The organism is Pseudomonas onubensis, assembly GCF_965653655.1.
In the GTDB taxonomy this organism is placed as follows: domain Bacteria; phylum Pseudomonadota; class Gammaproteobacteria; order Pseudomonadales; family Pseudomonadaceae; genus Aquipseudomonas.
In genome coordinates, this window is sequence record NZ_CBFHAZ010000030.1 from 34,496 (window position 1) to 59,087 (window position 24,592).

At 59.9% G+C, this 24,592-nt stretch carries 25 protein-coding genes; 16 read left to right on the forward strand and 9 right to left on the reverse strand.

The window, feature by feature from the left end; all coding sequences use genetic code 11:
- Nucleotides 1–144 precede the first annotated feature (144 nt).
- From tilS to ispD, 6 genes are all read left to right on the forward strand, one after another.
- Nucleotides 145–1,464, forward strand: coding sequence for a tRNA lysidine(34) synthetase TilS (gene tilS / locus ACTD9P_RS12730; protein ID WP_438867968.1), 1,320 nt, complete (start codon nucleotides 145–147; stop codon nucleotides 1,462–1,464).
- 273 nt (nucleotides 1,465–1,737) lie between these two features.
- Nucleotides 1,738–3,369 carry a CTP synthase gene (pyrG, locus tag ACTD9P_RS12735; protein ID WP_056857526.1) on the forward strand — a complete coding sequence of 544 codons (1,632 nt, stop codon included), beginning with the start codon at nucleotides 1,738–1,740 and terminating at the stop codon, nucleotides 3,367–3,369.
- 5 nt (nucleotides 3,370–3,374) lie between these two features.
- Nucleotides 3,375–4,220, forward strand: a complete 846-nt coding sequence (kdsA, locus tag ACTD9P_RS12740) for a 3-deoxy-8-phosphooctulonate synthase (RefSeq protein WP_064451165.1) — start codon at nucleotides 3,375–3,377, stop codon at nucleotides 4,218–4,220.
- Nucleotides 4,221–4,377: 157 nt separating this feature from the next.
- Nucleotides 4,378–5,667: a phosphopyruvate hydratase gene (gene eno / locus ACTD9P_RS12745; RefSeq protein ID WP_438867969.1), complete on the forward strand. Its 1,290-nt coding sequence runs from the start codon at nucleotides 4,378–4,380 to the stop codon at nucleotides 5,665–5,667.
- A gap of 184 nt (nucleotides 5,668–5,851) precedes the next feature.
- Nucleotides 5,852–6,130, forward strand: a complete 279-nt coding sequence (gene ftsB, locus ACTD9P_RS12750) for a cell division protein FtsB (RefSeq protein ID WP_058412406.1) — start codon at nucleotides 5,852–5,854, stop codon at nucleotides 6,128–6,130.
- Nucleotides 6,127–6,834: a 2-C-methyl-D-erythritol 4-phosphate cytidylyltransferase gene (gene ispD, locus ACTD9P_RS12755; RefSeq protein ID WP_438867970.1), complete on the forward strand. Its 708-nt coding sequence runs from the start codon at nucleotides 6,127–6,129 to the stop codon at nucleotides 6,832–6,834. The genes ftsB and ispD overlap by 4 nt, the downstream gene beginning before the upstream one ends.
- A 113-nt stretch (nucleotides 6,835–6,947) precedes the next feature.
- On the opposite strand, the gene ACTD9P_RS12760 is transcribed toward ispD, so the two are convergent.
- Nucleotides 6,948–7,844, reverse strand: coding sequence for a LysR substrate-binding domain-containing protein (locus tag ACTD9P_RS12760; protein ID WP_438867971.1), 897 nt, complete (start codon nucleotides 7,842–7,844; stop codon nucleotides 6,948–6,950).
- A gap of 109 nt (nucleotides 7,845–7,953) precedes the next feature.
- On the opposite strand from ACTD9P_RS12760, the gene ACTD9P_RS12765 reads away from it, so the two are divergent.
- The 8 genes from ACTD9P_RS12765 to rpoS all read left to right on the forward strand — a co-directional run bounded on the left by ACTD9P_RS12765 (nucleotide 7,954) and on the right by rpoS (nucleotide 15,167).
- Nucleotides 7,954–9,066: an S-(hydroxymethyl)glutathione dehydrogenase/class III alcohol dehydrogenase gene (locus tag ACTD9P_RS12765; protein ID WP_025855143.1), complete on the forward strand. Its 1,113-nt coding sequence runs from the start codon at nucleotides 7,954–7,956 to the stop codon at nucleotides 9,064–9,066.
- Between the two features lie 89 nt (nucleotides 9,067–9,155).
- The gene (gene fghA, locus ACTD9P_RS12770; protein WP_438867972.1) at nucleotides 9,156–10,001 is read left to right on the forward strand and encodes an S-formylglutathione hydrolase; all 846 of its coding nucleotides are present in this window, start codon (nucleotides 9,156–9,158) and stop codon (nucleotides 9,999–10,001) included.
- Between the two features lie 54 nt (nucleotides 10,002–10,055).
- Complete coding sequence (gene ispF, locus ACTD9P_RS12775; protein ID WP_012722614.1) at nucleotides 10,056–10,529, forward strand: 2-C-methyl-D-erythritol 2,4-cyclodiphosphate synthase; 474 nt, start codon at nucleotides 10,056–10,058, stop codon at nucleotides 10,527–10,529.
- Complete coding sequence (truD, locus tag ACTD9P_RS12780) at nucleotides 10,526–11,584, forward strand: tRNA pseudouridine(13) synthase TruD (RefSeq protein WP_438867973.1); 1,059 nt, start codon at nucleotides 10,526–10,528, stop codon at nucleotides 11,582–11,584. Before ispF ends, truD begins: the two co-directional genes overlap by 4 nt.
- The gene (gene surE, locus ACTD9P_RS12785; protein ID WP_438867974.1) at nucleotides 11,572–12,321 is read left to right on the forward strand and encodes a 5'/3'-nucleotidase SurE; all 750 of its coding nucleotides are present in this window, start codon (nucleotides 11,572–11,574) and stop codon (nucleotides 12,319–12,321) included. The genes truD and surE overlap by 13 nt, the downstream gene beginning before the upstream one ends.
- A 41-nt stretch (nucleotides 12,322–12,362) precedes the next feature.
- On the forward strand, nucleotides 12,363–12,998 hold the full coding sequence (locus ACTD9P_RS12790) for a protein-L-isoaspartate(D-aspartate) O-methyltransferase (protein ID WP_169850588.1): 636 nt from the start codon (nucleotides 12,363–12,365) through the stop codon (nucleotides 12,996–12,998).
- A gap of 209 nt (nucleotides 12,999–13,207) precedes the next feature.
- Nucleotides 13,208–14,050 carry a peptidoglycan DD-metalloendopeptidase family protein gene (locus ACTD9P_RS12795; RefSeq protein ID WP_200433305.1) on the forward strand — a complete coding sequence of 281 codons (843 nt, stop codon included), beginning with the start codon at nucleotides 13,208–13,210 and terminating at the stop codon, nucleotides 14,048–14,050.
- Nucleotides 14,051–14,156: 106 nt separating this feature from the next.
- On the forward strand, nucleotides 14,157–15,167 hold the full coding sequence (gene rpoS / locus ACTD9P_RS12800) for an RNA polymerase sigma factor RpoS (RefSeq protein WP_438867975.1): 1,011 nt from the start codon (nucleotides 14,157–14,159) through the stop codon (nucleotides 15,165–15,167).
- Nucleotides 15,168–15,449: 282 nt separating this feature from the next.
- Here rpoS and ACTD9P_RS12805 read toward each other — a convergent pair whose 3' ends face one another.
- Nucleotides 15,450–15,659, reverse strand: a complete 210-nt coding sequence (locus tag ACTD9P_RS12805; protein WP_002554837.1) for a cold-shock protein — start codon at nucleotides 15,657–15,659, stop codon at nucleotides 15,450–15,452.
- A 388-nt stretch (nucleotides 15,660–16,047) separates the two neighbouring features.
- Between ACTD9P_RS12805 and dcd the strand changes: the two genes are divergently transcribed.
- Together dcd and ACTD9P_RS12815 are read left to right on the forward strand one after the other, a co-directional pair.
- Nucleotides 16,048–16,614, forward strand: a complete 567-nt coding sequence (dcd, locus tag ACTD9P_RS12810; protein ID WP_017137166.1) for a dCTP deaminase — start codon at nucleotides 16,048–16,050, stop codon at nucleotides 16,612–16,614.
- Between the two features lie 107 nt (nucleotides 16,615–16,721).
- On the forward strand, nucleotides 16,722–16,922 hold the full coding sequence (locus tag ACTD9P_RS12815; RefSeq protein WP_438867976.1) for a hypothetical protein: 201 nt from the start codon (nucleotides 16,722–16,724) through the stop codon (nucleotides 16,920–16,922).
- A gap of 25 nt (nucleotides 16,923–16,947) precedes the next feature.
- Here ACTD9P_RS12815 and pdeM read toward each other — a convergent pair whose 3' ends face one another.
- From pdeM to ACTD9P_RS12850, 7 genes are read right to left on the reverse strand one after another with little or no spacing between them, the layout of a single operon-like run.
- Nucleotides 16,948–17,598 carry a ligase-associated DNA damage response endonuclease PdeM gene (gene pdeM, locus ACTD9P_RS12820; protein ID WP_438867977.1) on the reverse strand — a complete coding sequence of 217 codons (651 nt, stop codon included), beginning with the start codon at nucleotides 17,596–17,598 and terminating at the stop codon, nucleotides 16,948–16,950.
- The gene (locus tag ACTD9P_RS12825; protein WP_438867978.1) at nucleotides 17,598–20,078 is read right to left on the reverse strand and encodes a ligase-associated DNA damage response DEXH box helicase; all 2,481 of its coding nucleotides are present in this window, start codon (nucleotides 20,076–20,078) and stop codon (nucleotides 17,598–17,600) included. The genes pdeM and ACTD9P_RS12825 overlap by 1 nt, the downstream gene beginning before the upstream one ends.
- A gap of 57 nt (nucleotides 20,079–20,135) precedes the next feature.
- Nucleotides 20,136–20,900 carry an ABC transporter ATP-binding protein gene (locus tag ACTD9P_RS12830; protein ID WP_056857517.1) on the reverse strand — a complete coding sequence of 255 codons (765 nt, stop codon included), beginning with the start codon at nucleotides 20,898–20,900 and terminating at the stop codon, nucleotides 20,136–20,138.
- A gap of 13 nt (nucleotides 20,901–20,913) precedes the next feature.
- The gene (locus ACTD9P_RS12835; RefSeq protein WP_438867979.1) at nucleotides 20,914–22,032 is read right to left on the reverse strand and encodes a succinylglutamate desuccinylase/aspartoacylase family protein; all 1,119 of its coding nucleotides are present in this window, start codon (nucleotides 22,030–22,032) and stop codon (nucleotides 20,914–20,916) included.
- A 9-nt stretch (nucleotides 22,033–22,041) separates the two neighbouring features.
- The gene (locus tag ACTD9P_RS12840) at nucleotides 22,042–22,752 is read right to left on the reverse strand and encodes an ABC transporter permease (protein WP_438867980.1); all 711 of its coding nucleotides are present in this window, start codon (nucleotides 22,750–22,752) and stop codon (nucleotides 22,042–22,044) included.
- Nucleotides 22,749–23,477 (reverse strand): ABC transporter permease, encoded by a 729-nt coding sequence (locus ACTD9P_RS12845; RefSeq protein WP_138816435.1) that lies wholly within the window; start codon nucleotides 23,475–23,477, stop codon nucleotides 22,749–22,751. Before ACTD9P_RS12845 ends, ACTD9P_RS12840 begins: the two co-directional genes overlap by 4 nt.
- A 60-nt stretch (nucleotides 23,478–23,537) precedes the next feature.
- Complete coding sequence (locus ACTD9P_RS12850; RefSeq protein ID WP_200434780.1) at nucleotides 23,538–24,317, reverse strand: transporter substrate-binding domain-containing protein; 780 nt, start codon at nucleotides 24,315–24,317, stop codon at nucleotides 23,538–23,540.
- Nucleotides 24,318–24,592: the final 275 nt, after the last annotated feature.

The window sequence follows — 24,592 nt, forward strand, 5'->3', positions numbered from 1 at the left end:
GTGTGGGAGCGGGCTTGCTCGCGAATGCGGTATATCAGTCGACCTATTCAGTGACTGACACACCGCATTCGCGAACAAGCCCGCTCCCACATTTGCTTTGTGTATGCTTGGCTTACGTATTCCAGTTCTGCGCCGGTATTTTTGATGAGCCCTACTTTACCCGCCAAACTTCTGCAAAACCTCGCCCCCTGGCGCAACGCCTCGGCCTGGCATATCGCCTTCTCTGGCGGGCTTGATTCCACTGTCCTGCTGCACCTCCTGGTCACTCTGGCTAAAACTGACAAACTCCCACCGCTGCACGCAATCCATGTCCATCATGGCCTTCAAACCGCCGCCGATGCCTGGCCCAGTCATTGCCAAGCCGTCTGTGACGAGCTGAACGTGCCCTTGCAGGTGGTGCATGTGCACGTTCAGTCGGGTGCCAGCCTTGAGCGTGCAGCCCGCGATGCGCGCTACCGGGCGTTTACCGAGGTGACCGGGGCAGGGCAGGTAATGCTCACCGGCCAGCATCGTGACGACCAAGCCGAAACTCTGCTGTTTCGCCTGTTACGTGGCGCGGGGGTGCGAGGCTTGGCGGGCATGCCTTTGCATCGCCCATTGGCCGAGGGACACTTGGTGCGACCGTTGCTGGATGTCTCACGGGCTGAGCTGCAGACCTATGCGCAACAGCATCGCTTGCGGTGGATCGAAGACCCTTCCAACGTCGATTGCCGATTTTCGCGCAATTACCTGCGCAATCGTGTGTTCCCGCTGCTGACCGAGCGTTGGCCCCAAGCTGTCGCCAGCCTGGCCCGCACTGCCGAGCATTTGAGCGAAGCCCAGGGCTTGCTCGACGAATTGGCCGCCATTGACCTGCGCGCCGCCGACCAGCCTTCGCCGTTTCCCTGGCTGGCCTTGCCGTCATTGGCTCTGGCGCCCTTGCGCGGGCTTTCCGACGCCCGCCAGCGCAATGCCCTTCGCCATTGGCTGACGCTGCTGACGCGGTTACCCGACAGCGACCACTGGGCCGGTTGGTATGCCTTGCGGGATGCCAAGGCGGATGCACAACCGCTGTGGCGCCTGGCCGATGGTCAGTTGCACCGCAGCGGCGAGCGCGTGTGGTGGCTGCCTTCCACCTATTCAGAGTTTTCCGACACGCCGGTGAGCTGGTCCCACCCGCAAAACCCACTACAGTTACCCGGTAATGGTCAGCTTGAGTTTATCGGAGAGGCGCCCGCAGGCCCGTTGGTGATTCGTTATCGGCAGGGCGGCGAAATCATCGATGTGCCAGGTCGAGGCCGGCGTGACCTGAAGCGCCTGCTGAATGAAAGTGGCCTGCCAGGCTTCATGCGTGGCAGATTGCCGCTGCTGTATCAGGGCGAGCAATTGCTGGCTGTCCCAACCCTTGCGGGGCTGTGGACCTGTTCGACTGGCAAGTCGCAATTACATTGGATGCCACAGACGTGCGATCAAGGTTTGAGCTGATAGAGGCTTTCCGGTAGACTACGCTCCCTTCTTGATACAACTTCTGTGGATTCAGCTGAATCGCAGCAGTTGCCGATTACCAAGCAGTCTTTGCTGGGCGATTCCAAAAAATGTGTAGCGATCAACGTACCGGTGTTTCATTGCTGGTCTGTCACCACGCGGCGGTTTTTTTGAAAGGTGCACTGTGATTAATGCAGGTGATCGGGGGCTTCGGCCTTCCTTCGCTTTCCCCGGCGGCTCGGACCGCTTTAACGCAGACTTCTAGGGTTTTTCATGACGCGCTACATATTCGTCACGGGCGGTGTTGTTTCTTCATTGGGGAAAGGCATTGCCTCCGCTTCATTGGCGGCCATCCTGGAGGCGCGGGGACTTAAGGTCACCATGCTCAAGCTGGACCCGTACATCAACGTTGACCCGGGCACCATGAGCCCGTTCCAGCACGGTGAAGTGTTCGTCACCCACGACGGCGCCGAAACCGACCTGGACCTGGGCCACTACGAGCGGTTCATCCGCACGACCATGACCCAGAACAACAACTTCACCACCGGCCGTGTCTACGAGCACGTGCTGCGCAAAGAGCGCCGTGGTGACTACCTGGGTGCAACCATCCAGGTGATCCCGCACATCACCGACGAAATCAAGCGCCGCATCATCAAGGGTGCAGGCGATGCCGACGTGGCAATGGTCGAGATTGGTGGCACCGTGGGTGACATCGAATCCCAACCGTTCCTCGAAGCCATCCGCCAACTGCGTTTCGAAATCGGCGCCAAGCGCGCGATGCTGATGCACCTTACTCTGGTGCCGTACATCGCCACCGCCGGCGAGACCAAAACCAAGCCGACCCAGCATTCCGTCAAGGAACTGCGTTCCATCGGCCTGCAGCCGGACGTACTGATCTGCCGCTCCGATCACCCGATCGACATTTCCTCGCGTCGCAAGATTGCGCAATTCACCAACGTTGAAGAACGTGCGGTGATTGGCCTGGAAGACGCCGACACCATCTACAAGATCCCGGGCATCCTGCATGCGCAAGGCCTGGATGATTTTGTGGTCGAGCGCTTCGGCCTGCAGTGCGGCAGTGCCGACCTCTCCGAATGGGAAGCGGTAGTCGACGCCAAGCTCAACCCTGAGCACGAAGTCACCATCGCCATGGTCGGCAAGTACATGGAACTGCTGGACGCGTACAAGTCGCTGATCGAAGCGATGAGCCACGCCGGTATCAGCAACCGTACCAAGGTCAACCTGCGCTACATCGACTCCGAAGACATCGAGAACCAGGGCACCGCGCTGCTCGAAGGTGTTGACGCGATCCTCGTCCCCGGCGGTTTCGGTCTGCGTGGCGTGGAAGGCAAGATCACTGCCGTTCAATACGCCCGTGAAAACAAAGTGCCGTACCTGGGTATTTGCCTGGGCATGCAAGTGGCCGTTATCGAGTTCGCCCGTAACGTGCTGGGCTGGAAAGACGCCAACTCCACCGAGTTCGATCACACCAGCGGCCACCCGGTCGTAGGCCTGATCACCGAGTGGGAAGACGCCACCGGCGCCGTTGAAACCCGTACCGAAACCTCCGACCTGGGCGGCACCATGCGCCTTGGCGCACAGGACTGCCTGCTGGAGCCGGGTTCGCTGGTTCACGACTGCTACGGCAAGGACGTGATCGTTGAGCGTCACCGTCACCGCTACGAAGTGAACAACAACCTGCTGCCGCAGATCAAAGAAGCCGGCCTGAAAATTTCCGGTCGCTCCGGTGATGGCAAGCTGGTTGAAGTGGTCGAGGCGCCGGATCATCCGTGGTTCGTGGCCTGCCAGTTCCACCCTGAGTTCACCTCGACGCCGCGTGACGGTCACCCGTTGTTCAGCGGTTTCGTTAAAGCAGCACTGACGCAACATCAGAAGAAGGCGTAAACCTGATGGCCCAGAAGATCATTCGCGTAGGCGACATCGAGATTGCCAACGACAAGCCCATGGTGCTGTTCGGCGGCATGAACGTGCTGGAAAGCCGCGACATGGCGATGCAGGTCTGTGAAGAGTACGTAAAAGTGACCGAGAAACTCGGTATCCCTTACGTGTTCAAGGCCAGCTTCGACAAGGCCAACCGCTCGTCCGTGACCTCCTATCGTGGCCCAGGCCTTGAAGAAGGCATGCGGATCTTCCAGGACATCAAGCAAGCCTTCGGCGTGCCGATCATCACCGACGTCCACGAGCCTGAACAGGCTGCCGTGGTCGCCGAGGTGTGCGACATCATCCAGTTGCCGGCCTTTCTGTCGCGCCAGACCGATCTGGTCGTGGCGATGGCCAAGACCGGCGCTGTGATCAATATCAAGAAAGCCCAGTTCCTCGCGCCCCAGGAAATGAAACACATCCTGAGCAAGTGCGTGGAAGCGGGTAACGACCAGTTGATTCTCTGCGAGCGCGGTTCGAGCTTCGGCTACAACAACCTCGTGGTGGACATGCTCGGTTTCGGCATCATGAAACAGTTCGAATACCCGGTGTTCTTCGATGTGACCCACGCGCTGCAAATGCCCGGTGGTCGCGCCGATTCCGCTGGCGGGCGACGTGCCCAGGTGCTGGACCTGGCCAAGGCGGGCATCAGCCAGTCCCTGGCAGGCCTGTTCCTGGAAGCCCACCCGGACCCGGACAACGCCAAGTGCGACGGCCCTTGCGCCCTGCGCCTGGACAAGCTGGAGCCGTTCCTGGCCCAGTTGAAGCAGTTGGACGAACTGGTCAAGAGTTTTCCGACGGTAGAGACCGCGTAAGCGTCGTTTCTCCGGTAGACTTTCCCTCGTTTTACGCTCAGGCCTGCGGGCCTGAGCCTTGTCGCCTGCAAGCCTGCCCTGTTGTTCCACCCTTGCGGTCGGTCAAAAGATTTCCTACAGCTGCGTCGTTTTCGTCAACTTTGGAGTGTTTACAACAATGGCAAAAATCGTCGACATCAAAGGTCGTGAAGTTCTCGACTCCCGTGGCAACCCCACCGTCGAAGCCGACGTGCTTCTCGATAACGGCATCATCGGCAGCGCCTGCGCGCCGTCCGGTGCGTCTACCGGTTCGCGCGAAGCGCTGGAACTGCGTGATGGCGACAAGAGCCGTTACCTGGGCAAAGGTGTACTCAAAGCTGTAGCCAACATCAACGGCCCGATCCGTGACCTGTTGCTGGGCAAAGACCCGCTGGACCAGAAAGCCCTGGACCACGCGATGATCAAGCTCGACGGCACCGAGAACAAAGGCAGCCTGGGCGCCAACGCCATCCTCGCTGTGTCCCTGGCCGCTGCCAAGGCGGCGGCGCAGGACCAGGACCTGCCGTTGTACGCGCACATCGCCAACCTGAACGGCACCCCGGGTGTTTACTCGATGCCGGTCCCGATGATGAACATCATCAATGGTGGCGAGCACGCCGATAACAACGTCGACATCCAGGAATTCATGGTGCAGCCGGTTGGCGCCAAGACCTTCTCGGAAGGCCTGCGCATGGGTACCGAGATTTTCCATCACCTCAAGGCTGTGCTGAAGGCCCGTGGCCTGAGCACTGCGGTGGGTGACGAAGGTGGTTTTGCACCGAACCTGGCGTCCAACGAAGACGCACTCAAAGTCATCTCTGAAGCTGTGGCCAACGCTGGCTACAAGCTGGGCACCGACGTGACCCTGGCCCTGGACTGCGCTGCCAGCGAATTCTACGAGGACGGTAAATACAACCTGGCCGGCGAAGGCCACGTGTTCACGTCGGAAGGTTTTGCCGACTACCTCAAAGGTTTGACCGAGCGCTACCCGATCATCTCGATCGAAGACGGCCTGGACGAGTCCGACTGGGACGGCTGGAAAGTCCTCACCGACAAGATCGGCGAAAAAATCCAACTGGTGGGCGACGACTTGTTCGTCACCAACACCAAGATCCTGAAAGAAGGCATCGACAAAAAGATCGCCAACTCGATCCTGATCAAGTTCAACCAGATCGGCACCCTGACCGAAACCCTGGAAGCCATCCAGATGGCCAAGGCTGCGGGCTACACTGCCGTGATCTCGCACCGCTCCGGCGAAACCGAAGATTCAACCATTGCCGACCTGGCTGTGGGCACCTCGGCGGGCCAGATCAAGACCGGTTCGCTGTGCCGTTCCGACCGCGTTTCCAAGTACAACCAATTGCTGCGTATCGAAGAGCAACTGGCGGGTAAAGCCAAGTACAACGGTCGCAGCGAGTTTCGCGGTTGATCGCTACTTGATGTAAGGCATGGTAAAAAGTCGACAGGTAGCGTCGGAAAAATCACGACAGTGTGTATTTCGGCGCTAATCTGATGGCTATCAAGCACAAGCCTGGTTAATCCAGGCTTCGTGCTATCAGTTGCTGTAAAAAGTTTTGCATGGCTGTCTTTTTTTACTGGATACCCGGATTTCGATGCGCAGTCCCAATTGGTTGTTCCTCGTCTTGCTTTTATTGCTGGCTGGCCTGCAATACCGTCTATGGGTCGGTAATGGCAGCTTTGCGCAGGTGAAAGAGCTGACCCAGCAAATTGCCGACCAGCATGCCGAAAACGAAATCCTGCTGGAGCGCAACCGCGTCCTCGATGCTGAAGTGCTCGAGCTGAAAAAAGGCACCGAGACCGTTGAAGAACGGGCTCGCCATGAGTTGGGCATGGTGAAGGAGGGCGAAACCCTCTATCAGTTGGCCCAATGAGTCAGTCCGTACCGGCCTTCTGGGCCGTGATTCCCGCTGCGGGCGTGGGTGCCCGTATGGCCGCGGACCGTCCCAAGCAGTACCTGCAACTGGGAGGGCGCACTATTCTGGAACACAGCCTTGGCTGTTTTCTTGACCATCCAGGCCTCAAGGGGCTGGTGGTCAGTCTCGCTGTCGATGATCCCTACTGGCCAAACCTGCCGTGTGCCAACGACCCACGCATCGTGCGTGCGGATGGTGGCGACGAGCGCTCGGGTTCGGTGCTCAATGCGTTGCTGCAACTCAATGCCCTGGGCGCCAGTGATGACGACTGGGTGCTGGTGCACGATGCGGCGCGACCAAATTTGAGCCAGGATGACCTCGACAAACTCTTGGCGGACCTGGCGGATGATCCCGTTGGCGGCCTGCTGGCCGTGCCGGCGCGCGACACCCTCAAGCGTGCCGACAAGCATGGCCGGGTGGTGGAAACCGTTGATCGCAGCCTGATCTGGCAGGCGTATACGCCGCAGATGTTTCGTCTGGGTGCCTTGCACCGCGCCTTGGCTGACAGCCTGGTAGCTGATGCGGTGATCACCGACGAAGCTTCGGCCATGGAATGGTCGGGCCAGGCGCCACGTCTGATCGAAGGGCGTGCGGACAACATCAAGGTGACCCGGCCAGAGGATCTTGAATGGCTCAGGTTACGGTGGGCTAACCGCAGGTAGTCAGTTAAACCGTGTCGACCCCTTCGCGAGCAAGCCCGCTCCCACATTTGGAATGCATTTCAAAATGTGGGAGCGGGCTTGCTCGCGAAGGGGCCAGTACAGGCACTGAATAACTACCCGCCATACTCCGGCCGCTCAGCCAGACCAGTCTTCAAATAATCCACCAGCTTGCGAACCTTCGGCGATAAATGCCGCTGCTGCGGATACAACGCCCACACCGCCGTATTCGGCGGCTGATGCGCCTCCAGCAACGACACCAGCGCGCCACTGTGCAAATGCTCCAGCACGTAATAATCCGGCAGTTGGCACAACCCGACCCCTTGCAGCGCTGCGTCCAATACCGCCTGCCCACTGTTGCAGCGCCAGTTTCCCTGCACCCGCTGGGAAAATTCCCGCCCGTCCTGAGCCAGTTGCCAGATATCCGAGCTGCCGATCAGGCAGTTATGCCGACTCAATTCCGACAAACTATGTGGCCGACCATAGCGTGCCAAGTAGGACGCAGACGCGCACAGGTACATACGCCGAGGGGCCAGGCGGCTGGCGACCATGCGTGAGTCTTGCAAGCGCCCCAGGCGAATCGCCAGGTCCAGCCCCTCATGCACCAGGTCCAACTGGCGGTTACTCAATTCGATATCCACGCGCAACTGTGGGTACAGCCCCATGAACCGCGTGACCAGCGGCACGATAAAGCGTTCGCCATACGCCACCGCGCAGGTCATGCGCAACATGCCCTTGGGCTCGCTGGTGAGATCGCCCACCGCGCGCAACGCTTCTTCACGACCATCTTGTAAACGCTGGCAATGTTGCAGGAAGGTCTGACCGGCTTCGGTGAGGGTCACCTTGCGCGTGCTGCGATACAGCAAGCGCGTTTGCAGGCGTTCTTCCAGGCGTGCCACCTGCCGGCTGATATGCGATGAAGACACCCCCAGCCGCTCGGCCGCTGCGGTGAATTGGCTGCATTCGGCCACCGCGACGAACTCATCAATGCCTTCCCAGCGGTTTTCCAGCATGTTGATTGTCCCTGTACAGCAATAATGTTTTGCTTTTGCCTGGATTATTCATCACTCGGCCATGTTTTACACTCACCGCCTCAGTTTTTAACTCCCTGGAGAAACCCGGATGATCAAGTCCCGCGCCGCCGTAGCCTTCGAAGCGAAAAAGCCCCTTGAGATCGTTGAAGTGGATGTCGCCATGCCCAAGGCTGGCGAGGTGCTGTTGCGTGTGGTTGCGTCCGGCGTGTGCCATACCGACGCCTACACCTTGTCGGGCGCCGACCCGGAAGGCATCTTCCCGTCGATCCTGGGCCATGAAGGTGGTGCAGTGGTTGAGGCGATCGGCGAGGGCGTGACCTCGGTGGCCGTCGGCGACCATGTCATCCCGCTGTACACCCCGGAATGCGGCAAGTGCAAATTCTGCCTGTCGGGCAAGACCAACCTGTGCCAGGCCATCCGATCCACCCAGGGCAAAGGCCTGATGCCCGATGGCACCACGCGTTTCTCCTACAAGGGTCAGCCGATTTTCCACTACATGGGCACCTCGACCTTCTCCGAGTACACCGTGTTGCCGGAAATCTCCGTGGCCAAGATTCCTAAAGAAGCGCCCCTGGAGAAAGTCTGCCTGTTGGGTTGCGGCGTCACCACCGGCATCGGTGCGGTGATCAACACCGCCAAGGTCAAGCCGGGCGACACCGTGGCCATCTTCGGCCTCGGCGGTATCGGCCTGTCGGCCGTCATTGGCGCGGTCAAGGCCAAGGCTGGTCGCATCATTGCCATCGACATCAACCCGGCCAAGTTTGAAATCGCCAAGCAACTGGGCGCCACCGACTGCATCAATCCGAAAGACTACGACCGCCCAATCCAGGACGTGATCGTCGACCTCACCGACGGCGGTGTGGACTTCTCCTTCGAGTGCATCGGCAACGTACAGCTGATGCGCGCCGCGCTTGAGTGCTGCCACAAAGGCTGGGGCGAGTCGGTGATCATCGGTGTGGCCGGTGCGGGCCAGGAAATCGCTACGCGTCCATTCCAGCTGGTCACCGGTCGCGTCTGGCGCGGGTCGGCGTTCGGCGGCGTGCGCGGCCGCACCGAATTGCCAAGCTACGTGGAAATGGCCCAGACCGGCGAAATCCCGCTGGACACCTTCATCACCCACACCATGGGCCTGGAAGACATCAACAAAGCGTTTGACTTGATGCATGAAGGCAAGAGCATTCGTACCGTCATCCACTTTTGAAACAGCGGCAAGCTACAAGCTACAAGCCGCAAGTGGGTGTACGCCTTCTTGCCGCTTGAGGCTTGCGGCTTGCAGCTAGGAGCACGCCCATGACCCTGGAAAATATCTCCTGCCAAAAGAGTTTTGGTGGCTGGCATAAACGCTACAAGCACAGCTCCCACGTGCTCGGTTGCGACATGACGTTCGCCGTCTACCTGCCGCCGCAGGCGGAGCAGGGCGGCAAGTTGCCAGTGCTGTACTGGCTGTCGGGGCTTACCTGCACCGATGAGAACTTCATGCAAAAAGCCGGCGCCCAGCGCATGGCCGCCGAGCTTGGGTTGATCATCGTTGCGCCAGACACCAGCCCGCGTGGGCCGGGTGTGCCGGGCGACCCGGACAACGCCTGGGATTTTGGCCTGGGCGCTGGCTTCTACCTGAATGCCACACAGGAACCCTGGGCCAAGCACTATCGGATGCATGACTATGTAGTGCAGGAATTGCCTGCGTTGGTTGAAGCGCATTTCCCGGCTTCGGAAAAGCGCGGCATCAGTGGCCACTCCATGGGCGGTCACGGTGCGCTGGTGTGTGCCTTGCGCAACCCGGGACGTTATCAATCGGTGTCGGCGTTTTCGCCGATCAACAACCCGATGGATTGCCCGTGGGGCCAGAAAGCCTTCTCCCGTTACCTGGGCGAAGAACGCTCCAAATGGCGCGAGTGGGATGCCTGCGTGCTCATCAGCGAAGCCTCGGAAAAACTGCCGTTGCTGGTGGACCAGGGCGATCGCGACGATTTCCTTGCCGTGCAGCTTAAGCCTGAGGCGTTGCAGCAAGCGGCCAAGGCCGCCAACCATCCGCTGGAACTGCGCCTGCAGCCGGGTTATGACCACAGCTACTTCTTTATCGCCAGCTTCATCGAAGACCATTTGCGACATCATGGTCGTGCTTTGCTCGGTTAATGTTAGGCAAAAGTAGGTAGAATCACGCCCTGAATTAAATCGGGGCGTTTTTTTATGCGTATTGGCCACGGCTATGATGTGCACCGTTTCGCTGAAGGCGATTTCATCACTCTGGGCGGCGTGCGCATCGCACACCACCATGGGTTGCTGGCTCATTCCGACGGCGACGTAGTGCTGCATGCCTTGAGCGATGCCTTGCTCGGCGCGGCCGCGTTGGGCGATATCGGCAAGCACTTTCCAGACACCGACCCGACCTTCAAGGGCGCGGACAGCCGTGTCTTGCTGCGCCATGTGGTCGGCCTGATCCACGCCAAGGGCTGGAAGGTCGGCAACGTCGACAACACCATCGTGGCCCAGGCGCCGAAAATGGCGCCCCACATCGAGTCGATGCGCGCGCTGATTGCCGCCGACCTGCAAATTGAATTGGATCAAGTCAACGTGAAAGCCACCACCACCGAAAAGCTCGGGTTTACCGGCCGGGAAGAGGGCATCGCGGTGCACTCCGTTGCCTTGTTGCTGCGCGCATGAATGACCTGCAATTGCTGGGCCCGCGTGCCTATGGCGAGGCCTTGGGCAGCGCGGTTTTGAAAGCGACGGCTGAAGATTTTCAGGTCGACGAAGTGCTGGATATCCCGCTCAGCGGCGACGGTGAGCACCTGTGGCTGTGGGTCGAAAAGCGTGGCCTGAATACCGAAGAGGCCGCACGCCGTATCGCCAGGGCGGCCGGCGTGCCGTTGCGCACCGTCAGCTACGCCGGGCTCAAGGACCGCCAGGCGCTGACCCGTCAGTGGTTCAGCGTGCAACTGCCAGGCAAGGCCGACCCGGATATGAGCGGTGCCGAAAACGACACCCTCAAGATCCTCAAAATGGGCCGCCACAAGCGCAAGCTGCAACGCGGCGCGCATTCGGCCAATGGCTTTACCCTACGCCTGACCCAATTGGCGGGTGATACCGCCGCCATCGACGCGCGCTTGCAATTGATCGCCCAGCACGGCATCCCGAACTACTTCGGTGCCCAGCGTTTCGGGCATAACGGCGGCAACGTCGTGGATGCCCGCGATTGGGCGGCGCGCAAGGCGTTGCCGGAGCAGCGCAATGTGCGTTCGCGGCTGCTGTCGACCGCGCGCAGCTTTCTGTTTAACAAAGTGTTGGCGGCGCGGGTCGCGGATGGATCCTGGCAACGTGCCCAGGTCGGTGACCTGCTGGCGTTTACCGACAGTCGCAGTTTTTTCCCCGCAGGTGAGGCTGAATGCAGCGACCCGCGCCTGGCGATTCTGGACCTGCACCCCACCGGCCCGCAGTGGGGCGAGGGCGATTCACCGGCCGGCGGCGCGACCCACACGCTTGAGCAAAGCATTGCCGCCAGCGAGCCGGAGCTGCGTGATTGGCTGGTGAGAGCCGGCATGAGCCAGGAACGTCGCATTCTGCGACTGCCCATTGGCGGGTTGACGTGGCATTATCCCGGTCCTGACATTCTGCAATTGGAATTCGTCCTGCCGGCCGGATGCTTCGCCACTGTCTTGGTGCGCGAGCTTGTTGATCTGGTGCCGGTGGGGCCGACGGACAACCCATGCGTATTCTGATATCAAACGATGACGGTGCCACCGCACCCGGTCTTGCCGCGCTTTATGCTGCGCTGCAGGATTACGCCGAGTGCGTGGTGGTTGCCCCGGACCAGGACAAGAGCGGCGCCAGCAGTTCGCTGACGCTCGACCGTCCGCTGCACCCGCAGGTTCTGGCCAATGGCTTTATCAGCGTGAACGGCACCCCCACCGACTGCGTGCACCTGGCAATCAACAGCTTGTTGGACCAGGAGCCGGATCTGGTGGTGTCGGGCATCAACCTGGGCGCCAACCTGGGCGATGACGTGCTGTATTCCGGCACGGTGGCGGCGGCCCTTGAAGGGCGCTTCCTGGGGCGCACCTCGTTCGCTTTTTCGTTTGCCTCACGGCAACTGGATAACCTGGCGACGGCGGCGTATTTCGCCCGCAAGCTGGTGGAGGCCCATGGCTCGCTGGACTTGCCTGCGCGTACGGTGCTCAACGTCAATATTCCCAATTTGCCCCTCGACCATATCCGCGGCATCCAGCTGACCCGCCTGGGCCATCGCGCCCGTGCGGCAGCGCCGTTGAAGGTGGTCGACCCGCGTGGCAAGGAAGGTTACTGGATTGCTGCCGCCGGTGATGCCGAAGACGGCGGCCCCGGCACCGACTTTCATGCGGTGATGCAAGGTTATGTTTCGATTACCCCGTTGCAGCTCGATCGCACCTTCAGTGATGCCTTCAGTAGTCTGGATGGCTGGCTTGAGGGGCTGCGTTAATGGCGCGTGAACAAGACGACCTGTTGCGTCGTGGTATCGGGATGACCTCCCAGCGTACCCGCGAGCGTTTGATCCAGCGTCTGTATGAAGAAGGCCTGTCCAACGCCCAAGTGCTGGAAGTCATCCGGCGCACGCCTCGGCATCTGTTCGTGGACGAGGCGCTGGCGCATCGCGCTTACGAAGACACGGCGTTGCCAATCGGCCATAACCAGACCATCTCGCAGCCTTATATGGTTGCGCGCATGAGTGAGCTGCTGCTGGCGGCGGGGCCGTTGGACAAGGTGCTGGAGATCGGCACCGGTTCGGGTTACCAGACTGCCGTACTCTCGCAACTGGTGGAGCGGGTGTTCTCGGTGGAGCGCATCAAGGTTCTGCAAGACCGCGCCAAGGAGCGCCTGGTGGAGCTCAACCTGCGCAACGTAGTGTTCCGCTGGGGCGATGGTTGGGAAGGCTGGCCGGCGCTTGCGCCGTATAACGGCATCATCGTCACGGCGGTCGCCACCGATGTGCCCCAGGCGTTACTCGATCAGCTCGCCCCTGGCGGGCGCCTGGTCATCCCGGTGGGCTCTGGCGAAGTGCAACAATTGATGCTCATTATCCGTGAGGACGAAGGTTTTTCCCGGCATGTACTGGGTGCCGTGCGCTTCGTTCCGCTGCTCAATGGCCCGCTGGCCTGATCATTTCTTCGCAAACAGTGAATTCTGTTGAGGGGGATGGGTCTTACGGCGGGGCTTGTTGAGTCAACATGATTGGAAGCCGGGTTTAAATACGATGAATTTTTCGTTTCAGTCGTGTGCCGGTAAAAAGCCAATGCCCAGTTATACTTGCGACATATTTCAAGCCTGATACAGGCATTCATGTTCGGCCAGCACAAAGGGAGCGGCGGGTGAGTCTCACAGGTCTTGCGCAGCGTATGAGTAAAACAAGTTTTCAGCGACTGGTGCTTGGCCTTGTCTTGAGTTCCTTATTGGTGGGTTGCTCAAGCTCTCCGTCCAGTGGTGCTCGGGTTGTCGACCGAAACGGTGCCAGCACCGTGCCGCAAAAACCGACGGTCACCACCGGGCAATATGTCGTGCGAAAGGGGGACACGATGTTCTCGATCGCCTTCCGTTACGGCTGGGATTACAAGGCGCTCGCAGCTCGTAACAATATTCCTGTGCCCTATACGATACATCCGGGGCAAACCATTCGTTTCGATGGGCGAACCGGTTCGGCGCCTACGGCAGTTGTGACAAAATCCGGTTCTTCGGCCTCGTCTTCAAGCAAAACCACGATCATCACCCGGCCTGCAGGCACCGCCGCGCCTACGGTTGCGAGCAAACCGGCAGCCACGCCGTTGCCACCTGCCGGGCCGGCGCCGACCGGTTGGGGATGGCCTTCAAACGGGGTGTTGATTGGAAAATTCTCTTCAAACGGTAGTTTGAATAAAGGCATTGATATCGCCGGAGATTTGGGACAGCCTGTTTTAGCTGCGTCTGATGGGACAGTGGTTTACGCCGGGAGTGGTTTACGGGGCTACGGCGAGCTGGTCATCATCAAACACAGCGATACCTACGTCAGTGCCTACGGTCATAACCGCAGGCTGTTGGTTCGGGAGGGGCAGCAGGTCAAAGTCGGACAGACAATTGCCGAAATGGGGTCAACTGGTACAGACCGGGTGAAACTGCACTTTGAGATTCGCCGCCAAGGGAAACCTGTAGATCCGCTGCAATTCCTACCCCGTCGTTGATGTGTTGCACAGCCTGTTCCCTCACGTAGAAGGAACAGGCTCCAGCGTTGCCAAGGATAAAGGCGTCGCTTGAGCTTGAGGTCGAACTCACCAAAGGACTATAACAATGGCTCTCAGTAAAGAAGCGCCGGAGTTTGACATCGACGATGAGGTTCTCCTTGAAATGGAGATACTCACCGAAAAGGAATCGATGTCGAATGATGAAGGGTCTCCAGCTCCTTCAGTTCGCACCAAATCCAAGAACTCCACCGCGTTGAAGCAACACAAGTACATTGACTACACGCGGGCGCTCGACGCCACGCAGCTGTATCTCAATGAAATCGGCTTTTCCCCTTTGCTGACTCCCGAAGAAGAAGTCCATTTTGCGCGCTTGTCGCAAAAGGGCGATCCGGCTGGGCGCAAGCGCATGATTGAAAGCAACCTGCGGCTGGTGGTGAAAATCGCCCGACGCTACGTCAATCGTGGCCTGTCGCTGTTGGACTTGATCGAGGAGGGCAACCTGGGCTTGATCCGGGCAGTGGAGAAGTTCGACCCTGAGCGGGGCTTCCGCTTCTCTACCTATGCTACCTGGTGGATTCGCCAGACCATCGAACGGGCGATCATGAATCAGACCCGCACGATCCGGTTGCCGATCCATGTGGTCAAGGAGCTCAACGTCTACCTGCGGGCAGCGCGTGAGCTGACACAAAAACTCGATCATGAACCCTCGCCTGAAGAAATCGCCAACCTGCTGGAAAAGCCAGTGGGAGAGGTTAAGCGCATGCTCGGCTTGAATGAGCGCGTATCTTCGGTCGACGTCTCGCTGGGTCCGGACTCGGATAAAACCCTGCTGGACACCCTGACGGATGATCGCCCGACAGATCCTTGTGAGCTGTTGCAGGATGATGATCTTTCCCAAAGCATTGACCAGTGGTTGTCGGAGCTCACGGACAAGCAGCGTGAGGTGGTGATTCGCCGCTTCGGCCTGCGCGGCCATGAGAGCAGCACCCTGGAGGATGTAGGCCTGGAGATCGGCCTGACCCGTGAGCGGGTGCGGCAAATCCAGGTAGAGGGCCTCAAGCGCTTGCGTGAGATCCTCGAGAAGAATGGCTTGTCGAGTGAGTCGTTGTTCCAATAAGCGACGCTGAACAAAATGTGGGAGCAGACTTTATGTGGAGGCTGGCAAGCCAGTTCCTGCATAAAGCTTGCTCCCACATTTTTTTGTGCCCCGCCTGATCGTTCCCACGCTTGATCGTTCCCACGCTCTGCGTGGGAATGCCTCTTGGTGACGCTCTGCGTCACGCTGGGGGGCGCGGAGCGTCCCGGGCTGCATTCCCACGCAGAGCGTGGGAACGATCAGATCAGGCATAAAAAAACCCCGCTTTTAAGGGCGGGGTTTTTTCGACTAAGTCAGTACAAGTTAGATAACTTGAACTTCTTCAGCTTGCATGCCTTTCTGACCGCGGGTAGCGATGAAAGAAACCTGTTGGCCTTCTTTCAGGCTTTTGAAGCCGTCGGATTGGATAGCTTTGAAGTGAACGAACAGGTCGTCACCGGATTGTGGAGTGATGAAGCCGAAGCCTTTTTCATCGTTGAACCACTTAACGGTACCAGTTTGGCGATTAGACATGGTGTATCTCCTTGGACAAAGTTAACTGCGACTCAGGAAAAGCCCTGGCCGAGACTGAGTGCAAAGAGCAGGAAAAATTCTTGGAGATGGTTGGATCGAAATTCAACATATCGTGTAGAGATTCTCAGTGACACAAGCAGCACAGTGGCGCCACCTTAACCCTTTTTCCGGGACGTGCCAATGGTATTTCCGAAGGTTTCTCTATTTTCGTGACTGGCGGTGGTATTTACAGTCACCGGGCACTGCAACGTCGGTCCCGGCCCCGCTGGCTGCCGCTTATGGCAGGCAGCACATTCATCAACAAATCCCCCGCGCCCTTTGAACCCCAGAGCCGGCCCCGGTAAGATGCCCAACAGAATTTTTCCACCTCGCTATTCAGGACACCGCCATGAGCATCAAATCGGACAAGTGGATTCGCCGCATGGCGCAAGAACACGGCATGATCGAACCCTTCGTTGAGCGCCAGATCCGTGGCGAAGGCGCGGCTCCCGTGATTTCCTACGGTGTTTCCAGCTACGGCTACGACGTGCGCTGCGCCGATGAATTCAAGGTGTTCACCAACATCAACTCGGCGATCGTCGATCCGAAAAACTTCGACGAAAAGAGCTTCGTCGACGTCAAGAGCGACGTGTGCATCATTCCGCCAAACTCCTTTGCGCTGGCGCGCACTGTGGAATTCTTCCGTATTCCCCGTGACGTGCTGACCATCTGCCTGGGTAAAAGCACCTACGCGCGCTGCGGCATCATCGTTAACGTGACGCCGCTTGAGCCGGAGTGGGAAGGCCACGTGACTCTGGAGTTCTCCAACACCACCACCTTGCCGGCCAAGATCTACGCCAACGAAGGCGTGGCGCAGATGCTGTTCCTGCAGTCCGACGAAGCTTGTGAAGTGTCCTATAAAGACCGCGCCGGCAAGTACCAGGGCCAGCGCGGCGTCACTCTCCCACGCGCTTGATCGAAAGGTCTTACACGCAAAGGGAATTAGTCTGCGTGAAGTGACTCTATTGGGTGTACTGCCTCGGCGCGTGCAAAACGTGCCGAGCCACGCTTGAGGAGTACTTTATGAAGATCGACCCGCGAATCAGCGCTGAACTCGCCCGGCTTGAACCCAACCAGATTGGTGTTCTGGCCTGGTCCCTGATGGCCGACCCAGCGTATGCGGGCGGTATCCCTGGTCAACCAGACGAAGATTGGCCGCAGCAGCCCGCCGAGCCCGGTGAGCCAGTTCGTCCCGATGAGCCGCCTCCCGCGCCTGTCGCCTGACTTATCAAAAGACATGGCTGGCGCTTCAGCGCACCGGCCATACGTCTTGATCGCCGATCACAAATACTCGCCGGTCGTCGCTTTTACCTACGGAGTAACCCCCGGTAAAAGCCCCAAACGCCGGCAATAAACTGATCTTCGAACCGATCTGAAAGCACGGCAGCCGTAAACTCTGGCGACCTTTGCCGCGCAACCGGTACACCGGGTGCACATGCCCGGCCAGCACATGATGGCTGGGGTGGGCATCCGGCTCATGCTGCAATGCGAACGGCCCCATCAATAGCGGTTCGGCCACCACTTCAATCCTCAAGTCGGCAGGCGGGTCGCCAGCGCGTTTATCGTGATTGCCGCGAATCAAGGTCAGGTTCAGTTCGTGATTGCGCTCGCGCCAGGCCCTCAAGGCGCTCAGGGTGCCGCTGGCGTGCGAGCCTGGGCCGTGCAGGAAGTCGCCCAGAAAGATCACCTGCGCGCACGGCAGGGCCGATAACAGGCGGTCCAGGCGCTGCAGGTTTTCGCTGGTGGTGCCCTGCGGCACCGGCTGCCCGAGGCTGCGATACGCCGAGGCCTTGCCAAAATGCGCGTCAGCGATCAACAGGCACTGACGGGCGGGCCAGTAAATCGCCTTTTCCGCCAGCAGCCATAACGTCTCACCTTCAAGAGTCAGCGAATAATGCATCAGCGTTTCCCGTTATCCGCGACTTTTTCCAGGTCCTTGACCATGCGTGCAATGCGCTCGGACAGCTTCTCCGAGCTCATGCTCTCGCGCATTCGCTCAACCAGCAGTGGAAAAGCCAGCGGCGTCGGCCGTTCGATCACGTGCAGGTCCAGTTTCAACGCCGACAGATGACGCAATGTCTCCTCCAACCGACGAATATCCAACTCATCACGCAGGACTTCTTCTCCGGCCTGGGTCAGCAAAAGGTTTTGCGGATCGTACTGCTTGAACACCTCGAAGAATAAACCGCTGGAAGCCTGCACTTGCCGCGTGCTTTTCGGCGCGCCGGGGTAACCGGCAAATACCAGCCCGGCGATGCGTGCGATTTCGCGAAAGCGCCGCAGCGCCAGCTCACCGGCATTCAGGCTGGCCGCCACGTCCAGCAGTAAGTTGGTCGGGCTCAGCAGCGCTTGATTCAACGCAACCGGCCAGTCCACCGGCGTAGCGCTCAGCAATTCCAGCCCGTAATCATTTACCGCAACCGAAAAGGTCACCGGCTGGCCTTGGCTGACCCGCCACGCCAGCAAGCTCGCCAGCCCCAGATGCACCTGGCGCCCGGCAAACGGATAGAGAAACAGGTGCCAGCCTTCCCGCGACTTCAGGGTTTCAGCCAGCAAATGCGCGCGTGTCGGCAGGCCAGACCAGCGCAACTGAGTCTGCAGCAGCGGTTGCACCGCGCGCATCTCGGGGCCGTCGAAGTGCCCGTGCGAAGCTGCATCAAAGCGCTCGACCACCGCCTGGGCCAACTCATTGGAAAGCGGCATACGCCCGCCATTCCAACGCGGTACAGCGGCCTTTTTCGCGCTGCTGCGGCGTACATACGCCGTCATGTTTTCCACTCGCACCAACTCCAATAGCCGCCCGGCGAACAGAAAGCCGTCACCGGGTTTGAGCCGGGCGATAAAGCCTTCCTCGACACTGCCCAGATTCTTGCCGCCGCCGCCCTTGCTCCAGAATTTCAACTGGATACTCGCATCGCTGACGATAGTGCCCACGCTCATGCGATGGCGCCGTGCCAGGCGCGCATCCGGCACGCGCCACACGCCATGCTCGTCGGGTTCCACTCGGCGGTAATCCGGATAGGCCGTCAACGACAGGCCGCCATGGCGCACAAACCCCAGCGCCCAGGCCCAATCGGCGTCAGTAAGGTCACGATAAGCCCAGGCACCCCGCACCTCCGCCAACAGCGCATCCGGGGTAAAACCACCGCCCAGGGCCATGCTCACTAGATGTTGTACGAGCACATCCAAAGGCTTGTAGGGCGATTCGCGAGCTTCGATGCGCCGCTGCGCTATCGCGTCCTGGGCGGCGGCGGCTTCCACCAATTCCAGGCTATGGGTCGGCACCAACGTCACCCGTGATGGCCTGCCTGGCGCATGGCCAGAGCGCCCGGCGCGTTGCATCAGGCGCGCCACGCCTTTGGCCGAGCCGATTTGCAGCACGCGCTCCACCGGCAGGAAGTCCACACCCAGGTCCAGGCTCGAAGTACACACGACGGCCTTGAGCTGGCCGTCTTTCAAGGCCCGCTCCACCCAGTCGCGGGTTTCACGCGACAGCGAGCCATGGTGCAGGGCAATCACGCCGGCCCAGTCCGGGCGCGCTTCCAGCAACGCCTGGTACCAAATCTCCGACTGTGCGCGTGTATTGGTAAACACCAGGCAACTGCTGCTGGCGTCCACTTCGGCCACCACCTGCGGCAACATCTTCAAACCGATATGCCCGGCCCAGGGAAATCGCTCGGTGGTCGGCGGCAACAAGGTGTCGACCTTCAGTTCTTTTGCCGTTTGCCCCTGCACATTGATCCCTCCGCCTTGTGGGACCAGAACCTCAAGGGCGTGGGACTGATTGCCCAAGGTCGCGGAAATCCCCCACACCATCAAGTCAGGATGCCAACGCCGCAAGCGCGCCAACGCCAGTTGCAGTTGCACGCCACGTTTGTTGCCGATCAGTTCATGCCATTCGTCCACGATCACCATGCGCAGGTGCGCCAGGCTGGTCTCACTGTCGGCACGCGCGAGCATCAGCGTCAGGCTTTCCGGGGTGGTCACCAGCGCGGTGGGCTGACGCCGGGTCTGGCGCGCGCGTTCGCTGCTGCTGGTGTCGCCGGTACGCAGGCCGACGCTCCAGGGAATCTGCAGCGCCTCAAGCGGTGCTTGCAGGGCGCGCGCTGTGTCGGCGGCCAAGGCTCGCATTGGTGTGATCCACAACACCGTCAGTGGCTCAGCGGGCGCTTTGCGTTTACCGGTGGCAGGCGGGCGAGCGACGGCGAAGCGGTTGAGGGCGGCAAACCACAGCGCATAGGTTTTACCCGCGCCGGTGCTGGCGTGCAGCAGGCCTGATTGGCCGTCCTTAACCGCCGTCCATACGGCTTTTTGAAAGGCGAACGGTTTCCAGCCTTTGGCGGCAAACCATTTTTTGGCGAAGTCGAGGGGTTTTGCCATTCGGCGGCTGACGCTCTGGAGGCTCTATGTCAGAGACCCTCCAGGCGTCGCAAAGGTTTACTTCAAGTTACCGCTCAGAAATTGCTGCAGGCGCTCGCTCTTCGGGTTGCCCAACACATCCTCGGGGGTGCCTTGCTCTTCCACCAGGCCCTTGTGCAGGAACAGCACCTGGTTCGACACCTTGCGCGCAAAACTCATCTCGTGGGTGACCATGATCATGGTGCGGCCTTCCTCGGCCAGGCCCTGGATCACTTTCAACACTTCGCCGACCAGCTCCGGGTCGAGGGCCGAGGTGGGTTCGTCAAACAGCATCACCTCCGGCTCCATGGCCAGGGCGCGGGCGATGGCCACCCGTTGCTGTTGGCCACCGGAAAGGAACGCCGGGTATTGATCGGCCACACGCGCCGGCAACCCGACCTTATCCAGGTAGCGACGGGCACGGTCCTCGGCGTCCTTCTTGCTGCAGCCCAGCACCCGGCGCGGCGCCATGGTGATGTTTTCCAGCACGCTCATATGGCTCCACAGGTTGAAGTGCTGGAACACCATCGCCAGCCGCGTGCGCAGGCGTTGCAGTTCGGCATCGTCGGCCACGCGCATGCCGTGGCGGTCGCTGACCATGCGGATCTGCTGACCATCGAGGGTCATGGCGCCGTCATTGGGGGTTTCCAGAAAGTTGATGCAGCGCAAAAAGGTACTTTTGCCCGAGCCACTGGCGCCGATCAAGCTGATCACGTCACCGGTCTTGGCCTTGAGCGAAACACCTTTGAGCACTTCATTGTCGCCATAGCTTTTATGCAGGCCTTCAACGGTCAATTTGTACATGGGGCGTGCATCCTCAAGGCGAAAGTAGGTAGCCGCTGCGGTAGGCTTGCGTGCCTGCGACGTGGCTGATCACCATGCCGGCAGTGGCCATGCGCCGCAGCGAACGGGCGTAAAGCAGGCCGGCATGTTTGCAGTGCACAGGCGTTACGCGGTCGGTAATGGGGTCGATGATTTCGGCGATCAGTTGCCCGGCTTCCAGGTATTCACCGGGCAAGGCGCTGAACACCAGCAAGCCGCCGACCGGCGTGGCCACCGGTTCCACGCCCGCCAGCGGCGTGGCCGGGTAGGGCAGCTCGGGCAGGGGCGGCGCGTCACCGGTAATGGCACCGAAATGAGTCAGGTAATCGATGATTGCCTGGCAATCCAGCGCCGCCAGGCCGTGGTTGACGTCGCCCTGGCCGCGCAGTTCGACGGTCACCGAAAAACTGCCCATCGGGATCGGGAAGCGCTCACCGAAACGCTGCTGCAACTGCCACCACACCAGGGTGAAACATTCGTCGAACGAATGCCCGCCGGAGTCGGTCGCCAGCAAGTTGGCCTCCGAGCCGATATAGCGCGCCAGCGGCTCCACCTGCGGCCAGGCCTCGGGCGTGGTGTACAGGTGCGCCACGGCTTCGAAGTCGCAATGCAGGTCCAGCACCATGTCGGCATCGCAGGCCAGGCGTTGCAGCATCAGGCGCTGGGATTGCAGCTGGGTAGCAGGCGTTTGCGCCGCGAGGGCCAGGCTCAGGGCGTCGCGAATAAGCTCGACGTTGTGCGTGGGATCATCCCCCAGCAACTCCTCGACCTGATTGCCGACTTCCTCACTGAGATCGACAAACAGGCGATTGAAGTTCTGCCCGCTTTCCAGCTCGTAGCGGCCCAATGGTATGTCCATCAACACCTGCTCAAGCCCCACCGGATTGGCGATGGGTACCAGCACGATCTCGCTGCGCAGGCGCCCGGCCGCTGCCAGCTCCGCCAGGCGCAGCTTCAGGTGCCAGGCCACCAGCATGCCCGGCAGCTCATCGGCATGCAGTGACGACTGAATGTAGATCTTGCCCTCAGCCTGTTCCGGGCCGAAGTGGAAACTGTGAACCTGCCGCGCCGTGCCGGGCACCGGCGCGATCAGATCATGTACCTGATGACGCATCACGACTCCTTAGTGGCTCGGCCCGAGAAAGGCCAGCCAGCGGCGTTCCGCCAGACGAAACAGCCCGACCAGCGCAAAGGTCACGGTCAGGTAGATCAGCGCGGCGATGCCGAATGATTGAAAGGTCATATAGGTGGCCGAGTTGGCGTCCCGCGCTACCTTGAGAATGTCCGGCACTGTCGCGGTAAACGCCACGGTGGTCGAATGCAGCATCAGGATCACTTCGTTGCTGTAGTAGGGCAGCGAGCGGCGTAGGGCCGAGGGCATGATCACGTAGGCATACAGCTTCCAACCGCTCAGGCCGTAAGCCTTGGCCGCTTCGACTTCGCCGTGGGCCATGCTGCGGATCGCCCCGGCGAAAATCTCCGTGGTGTACGCGCAGGTGTTAAGGGCGAAGGCCAGAATGGTGCAGTTCATCGCATCGCGAAAGAACGCATCCAGCACCGGTTGCGCGCGCACGGCGGCGATGCTGTAGATGCCGGTGTAGCAAATCAGCAGTTGGATATACAGCGGCGTGCCACGAAACAGGTAGGTGTAGAACTGCACCGGCCAGCGTATGGAGCGTTTGCGCGAGACGCGGGCGATGGACAACGGGATCGACACCAGAAAGCCGATCACCAGCGCGGCGCTGAGCAGCCACAGGGTCATCGCCAGCCCGGTGATGTGCTGGCCGTCGCTATAAAGGAAAGGCCGCCAGTATTGCTGGATAAGTTCGATCATCGCACGGCCTCCCGGGACCCAGCGGAGTAGCGGCGCTCAAGCCAGCGCAGGACGACGTTGGACGCGCTGGTGATCAGCAGGTAGATCAACGCGGCGAGTACCAGAAAGTAAAACAGTTGATAGGTGCTCTTGCCCGCATCCTGGGCGGCCTTCACCAGGTCTGCCAGGCCGATGATCGACACCAGCGCCGTGGCTTTGAGCATCACGCACCAGTTGTTGTTAATGCCCGGCAAGGCAAAGCGCATCATCTGCGGGAAGGTCACGAAGCGAAACCGCTGCCCGCGCGTGAGCCCGTAGGCGGTCGCCGCTTCCAACTGGCCACGCGGTACGGCGAGGATCGCGCCGCGAAACGTCTCGGTGAAGTAGGCGCCATAGATGAAGCCCAGGGTGATGACCCCGGCGCTGAATGGGTCGATCTCGATGTAGTCCCATTCCATAAAGTCGGTAAAACCGGTCAGCCAGATTTGCAGGCTGTAGAAAATCAGCAGCATCAGCACCAGGTCGGGCACGCCGCGAATCAAGGTGGTGTAGAGCTGAGCGGGGATGCGAATCAGGCTGACGCTGGACAGTTTGGCGCTGGCGCCGAGCAGGCCCAGCAGGACGCTGACGGCCAGGGAGGCGACCGACAGTTTCACGGTCATCCACGTACCTTGCAGCAACAGCGGGCCGAACCCCTTCAAGCTGAAGGCACCCAGCCCCAGGGTTTGCAAAAGATCTTCAAACATGAATTCAGGACCTAATGGCGATAAAAAAGCGCCCACCGCAAACCGGTGGGCGCCGGGGTGTTATTTACCGCTGTAGAGGTTCAGGTCGCCGAAGTGTTTCTTCTGGATGGTGGCGTAGGTGCCATCATCGTGTAACGCTTTGATACCTTTATCGAGCAAGGCCTTGAGGTCTTTGTTACCTTTTTTGATACCGACCGCAGTTTTCGATGGCAGCAGTGGGTCGTCGATGGCTTTGCTGACTTCGTAGTCAGCGCCGGCTGGCGACTTCAAAAAGCCCAGTTCGGCTTGCAGCATGTCCTGCACGGAAGCGTCCAGGCGGCCCGAGGTCAGGTCGGCATACACCTGGTCCTGGTTGGCGTAGGCCTTGGTGGTCACACCGGCTTTGTCCAGCACAGCCTTGGCGTAGGCTTCCTGGATGGTGCCTTGCTCGTAACCCACGGTTTTGCCCTTGAGGGACTCAGGCGTGGAGAAGTTCGCGCCCTTTTTGAATACCAGGGAAGTCGGGCCGGAGAACAGCTCGCTGGAGAAATCGATCGCCTTTTCACGGGCTTCGGTCACGGTCATCGAGGAAATCACGCCGTCGAACTTGTTGGCGTTCAGGCCTGGAATCATGCCGTCGAAGTCGCTTTCAACCCACTTGCACTTCACTTTCAGCTCGGCACAGATCGCATTGCCCAGGTCGATATCGAAGCCTACCAGGCTGCCGTCGGCCGCCTTGGACTCGAATGGCGCGTAGGAAGGATCGACACCAAAACGCAATTCCTTGTATTCCTTGGCCAGCGCGGTACCAGCAGCCATGCACAGAGCCAGTGCAGAAAGGGTCAGCAATGCTTTTTTCATTATGTAATCCCTAAAAACCAAGATAAGCGCTTGTGGCGCGATTAGGACTGTTACTGAGCGGTGTCAGACGGATCACAAGTAGCAATTTCTGCACCATAGTTCCGAATGAGTGTTTTAAAAGGTGGGATAAGGGAGTTCTTAGTGTAGGAGATGCCCGAAAATGGGCATGGAAAATTCAGCGCACTATTTTGAGGCACGAATGAAAATCAAAATGTGGGAGCGGGCTTGCTCGCGAAGGCGGTGGGTCAGCCAATTCACCTATCACTGACCCACCG

What these genes read in the sequence shown, in the direction of transcription:
- tilS (WP_438867968.1), top strand. Translation starts at nt 145, where the DNA reads ATGAGCCCTACTTTACCCGCCAAACTTCTGCAAAACCTCGCCCCCTGG.
- pyrG (WP_056857526.1), top strand. Translation starts at nt 1,738, where the DNA reads ATGACGCGCTACATATTCGTCACGGGCGGTGTTGTTTCTTCATTGGGG.
- kdsA (WP_064451165.1), top strand. Translation starts at nt 3,375, where the DNA reads ATGGCCCAGAAGATCATTCGCGTAGGCGACATCGAGATTGCCAACGAC.
- eno (WP_438867969.1), top strand. Translation starts at nt 4,378, where the DNA reads ATGGCAAAAATCGTCGACATCAAAGGTCGTGAAGTTCTCGACTCCCGT.
- ftsB (WP_058412406.1), top strand. Translation starts at nt 5,852, where the DNA reads ATGCGCAGTCCCAATTGGTTGTTCCTCGTCTTGCTTTTATTGCTGGCT.
- ispD (WP_438867970.1), top strand. Translation starts at nt 6,127, where the DNA reads ATGAGTCAGTCCGTACCGGCCTTCTGGGCCGTGATTCCCGCTGCGGGC.
- ACTD9P_RS12760 (WP_438867971.1), bottom strand. Translation starts at nt 7,844, where the DNA reads ATGCTGGAAAACCGCTGGGAAGGCATTGATGAGTTCGTCGCGGTGGCC.
- ACTD9P_RS12765 (WP_025855143.1), top strand. Translation starts at nt 7,954, where the DNA reads ATGATCAAGTCCCGCGCCGCCGTAGCCTTCGAAGCGAAAAAGCCCCTT.
- fghA (WP_438867972.1), top strand. Translation starts at nt 9,156, where the DNA reads ATGACCCTGGAAAATATCTCCTGCCAAAAGAGTTTTGGTGGCTGGCAT.
- ispF (WP_012722614.1), top strand. Translation starts at nt 10,056, where the DNA reads ATGCGTATTGGCCACGGCTATGATGTGCACCGTTTCGCTGAAGGCGAT.
- truD (WP_438867973.1), top strand. Translation starts at nt 10,526, where the DNA reads ATGAATGACCTGCAATTGCTGGGCCCGCGTGCCTATGGCGAGGCCTTG.
- surE (WP_438867974.1), top strand. Translation starts at nt 11,572, where the DNA reads ATGCGTATTCTGATATCAAACGATGACGGTGCCACCGCACCCGGTCTT.
- ACTD9P_RS12790 (WP_169850588.1), top strand. Translation starts at nt 12,363, where the DNA reads ATGACCTCCCAGCGTACCCGCGAGCGTTTGATCCAGCGTCTGTATGAA.
- rpoS (WP_438867975.1), top strand. Translation starts at nt 14,157, where the DNA reads ATGGCTCTCAGTAAAGAAGCGCCGGAGTTTGACATCGACGATGAGGTT.
- ACTD9P_RS12805 (WP_002554837.1), bottom strand. Translation starts at nt 15,659, where the DNA reads ATGTCTAATCGCCAAACTGGTACCGTTAAGTGGTTCAACGATGAAAAA.
- dcd (WP_017137166.1), top strand. Translation starts at nt 16,048, where the DNA reads ATGAGCATCAAATCGGACAAGTGGATTCGCCGCATGGCGCAAGAACAC.
- ACTD9P_RS12815 (WP_438867976.1), top strand. Translation starts at nt 16,722, where the DNA reads ATGAAGATCGACCCGCGAATCAGCGCTGAACTCGCCCGGCTTGAACCC.
- pdeM (WP_438867977.1), bottom strand. Translation starts at nt 17,598, where the DNA reads ATGCATTATTCGCTGACTCTTGAAGGTGAGACGTTATGGCTGCTGGCG.
- ACTD9P_RS12825 (WP_438867978.1), bottom strand. Translation starts at nt 20,078, where the DNA reads ATGGCAAAACCCCTCGACTTCGCCAAAAAATGGTTTGCCGCCAAAGGC.
- ACTD9P_RS12830 (WP_056857517.1), bottom strand. Translation starts at nt 20,900, where the DNA reads ATGTACAAATTGACCGTTGAAGGCCTGCATAAAAGCTATGGCGACAAT.
- ACTD9P_RS12835 (WP_438867979.1), bottom strand. Translation starts at nt 22,032, where the DNA reads ATGCGTCATCAGGTACATGATCTGATCGCGCCGGTGCCCGGCACGGCG.
- ACTD9P_RS12840 (WP_438867980.1), bottom strand. Translation starts at nt 22,752, where the DNA reads ATGATCGAACTTATCCAGCAATACTGGCGGCCTTTCCTTTATAGCGAC.
- ACTD9P_RS12845 (WP_138816435.1), bottom strand. Translation starts at nt 23,477, where the DNA reads ATGTTTGAAGATCTTTTGCAAACCCTGGGGCTGGGTGCCTTCAGCTTG.
- ACTD9P_RS12850 (WP_200434780.1), bottom strand. Translation starts at nt 24,317, where the DNA reads ATGAAAAAAGCATTGCTGACCCTTTCTGCACTGGCTCTGTGCATGGCT.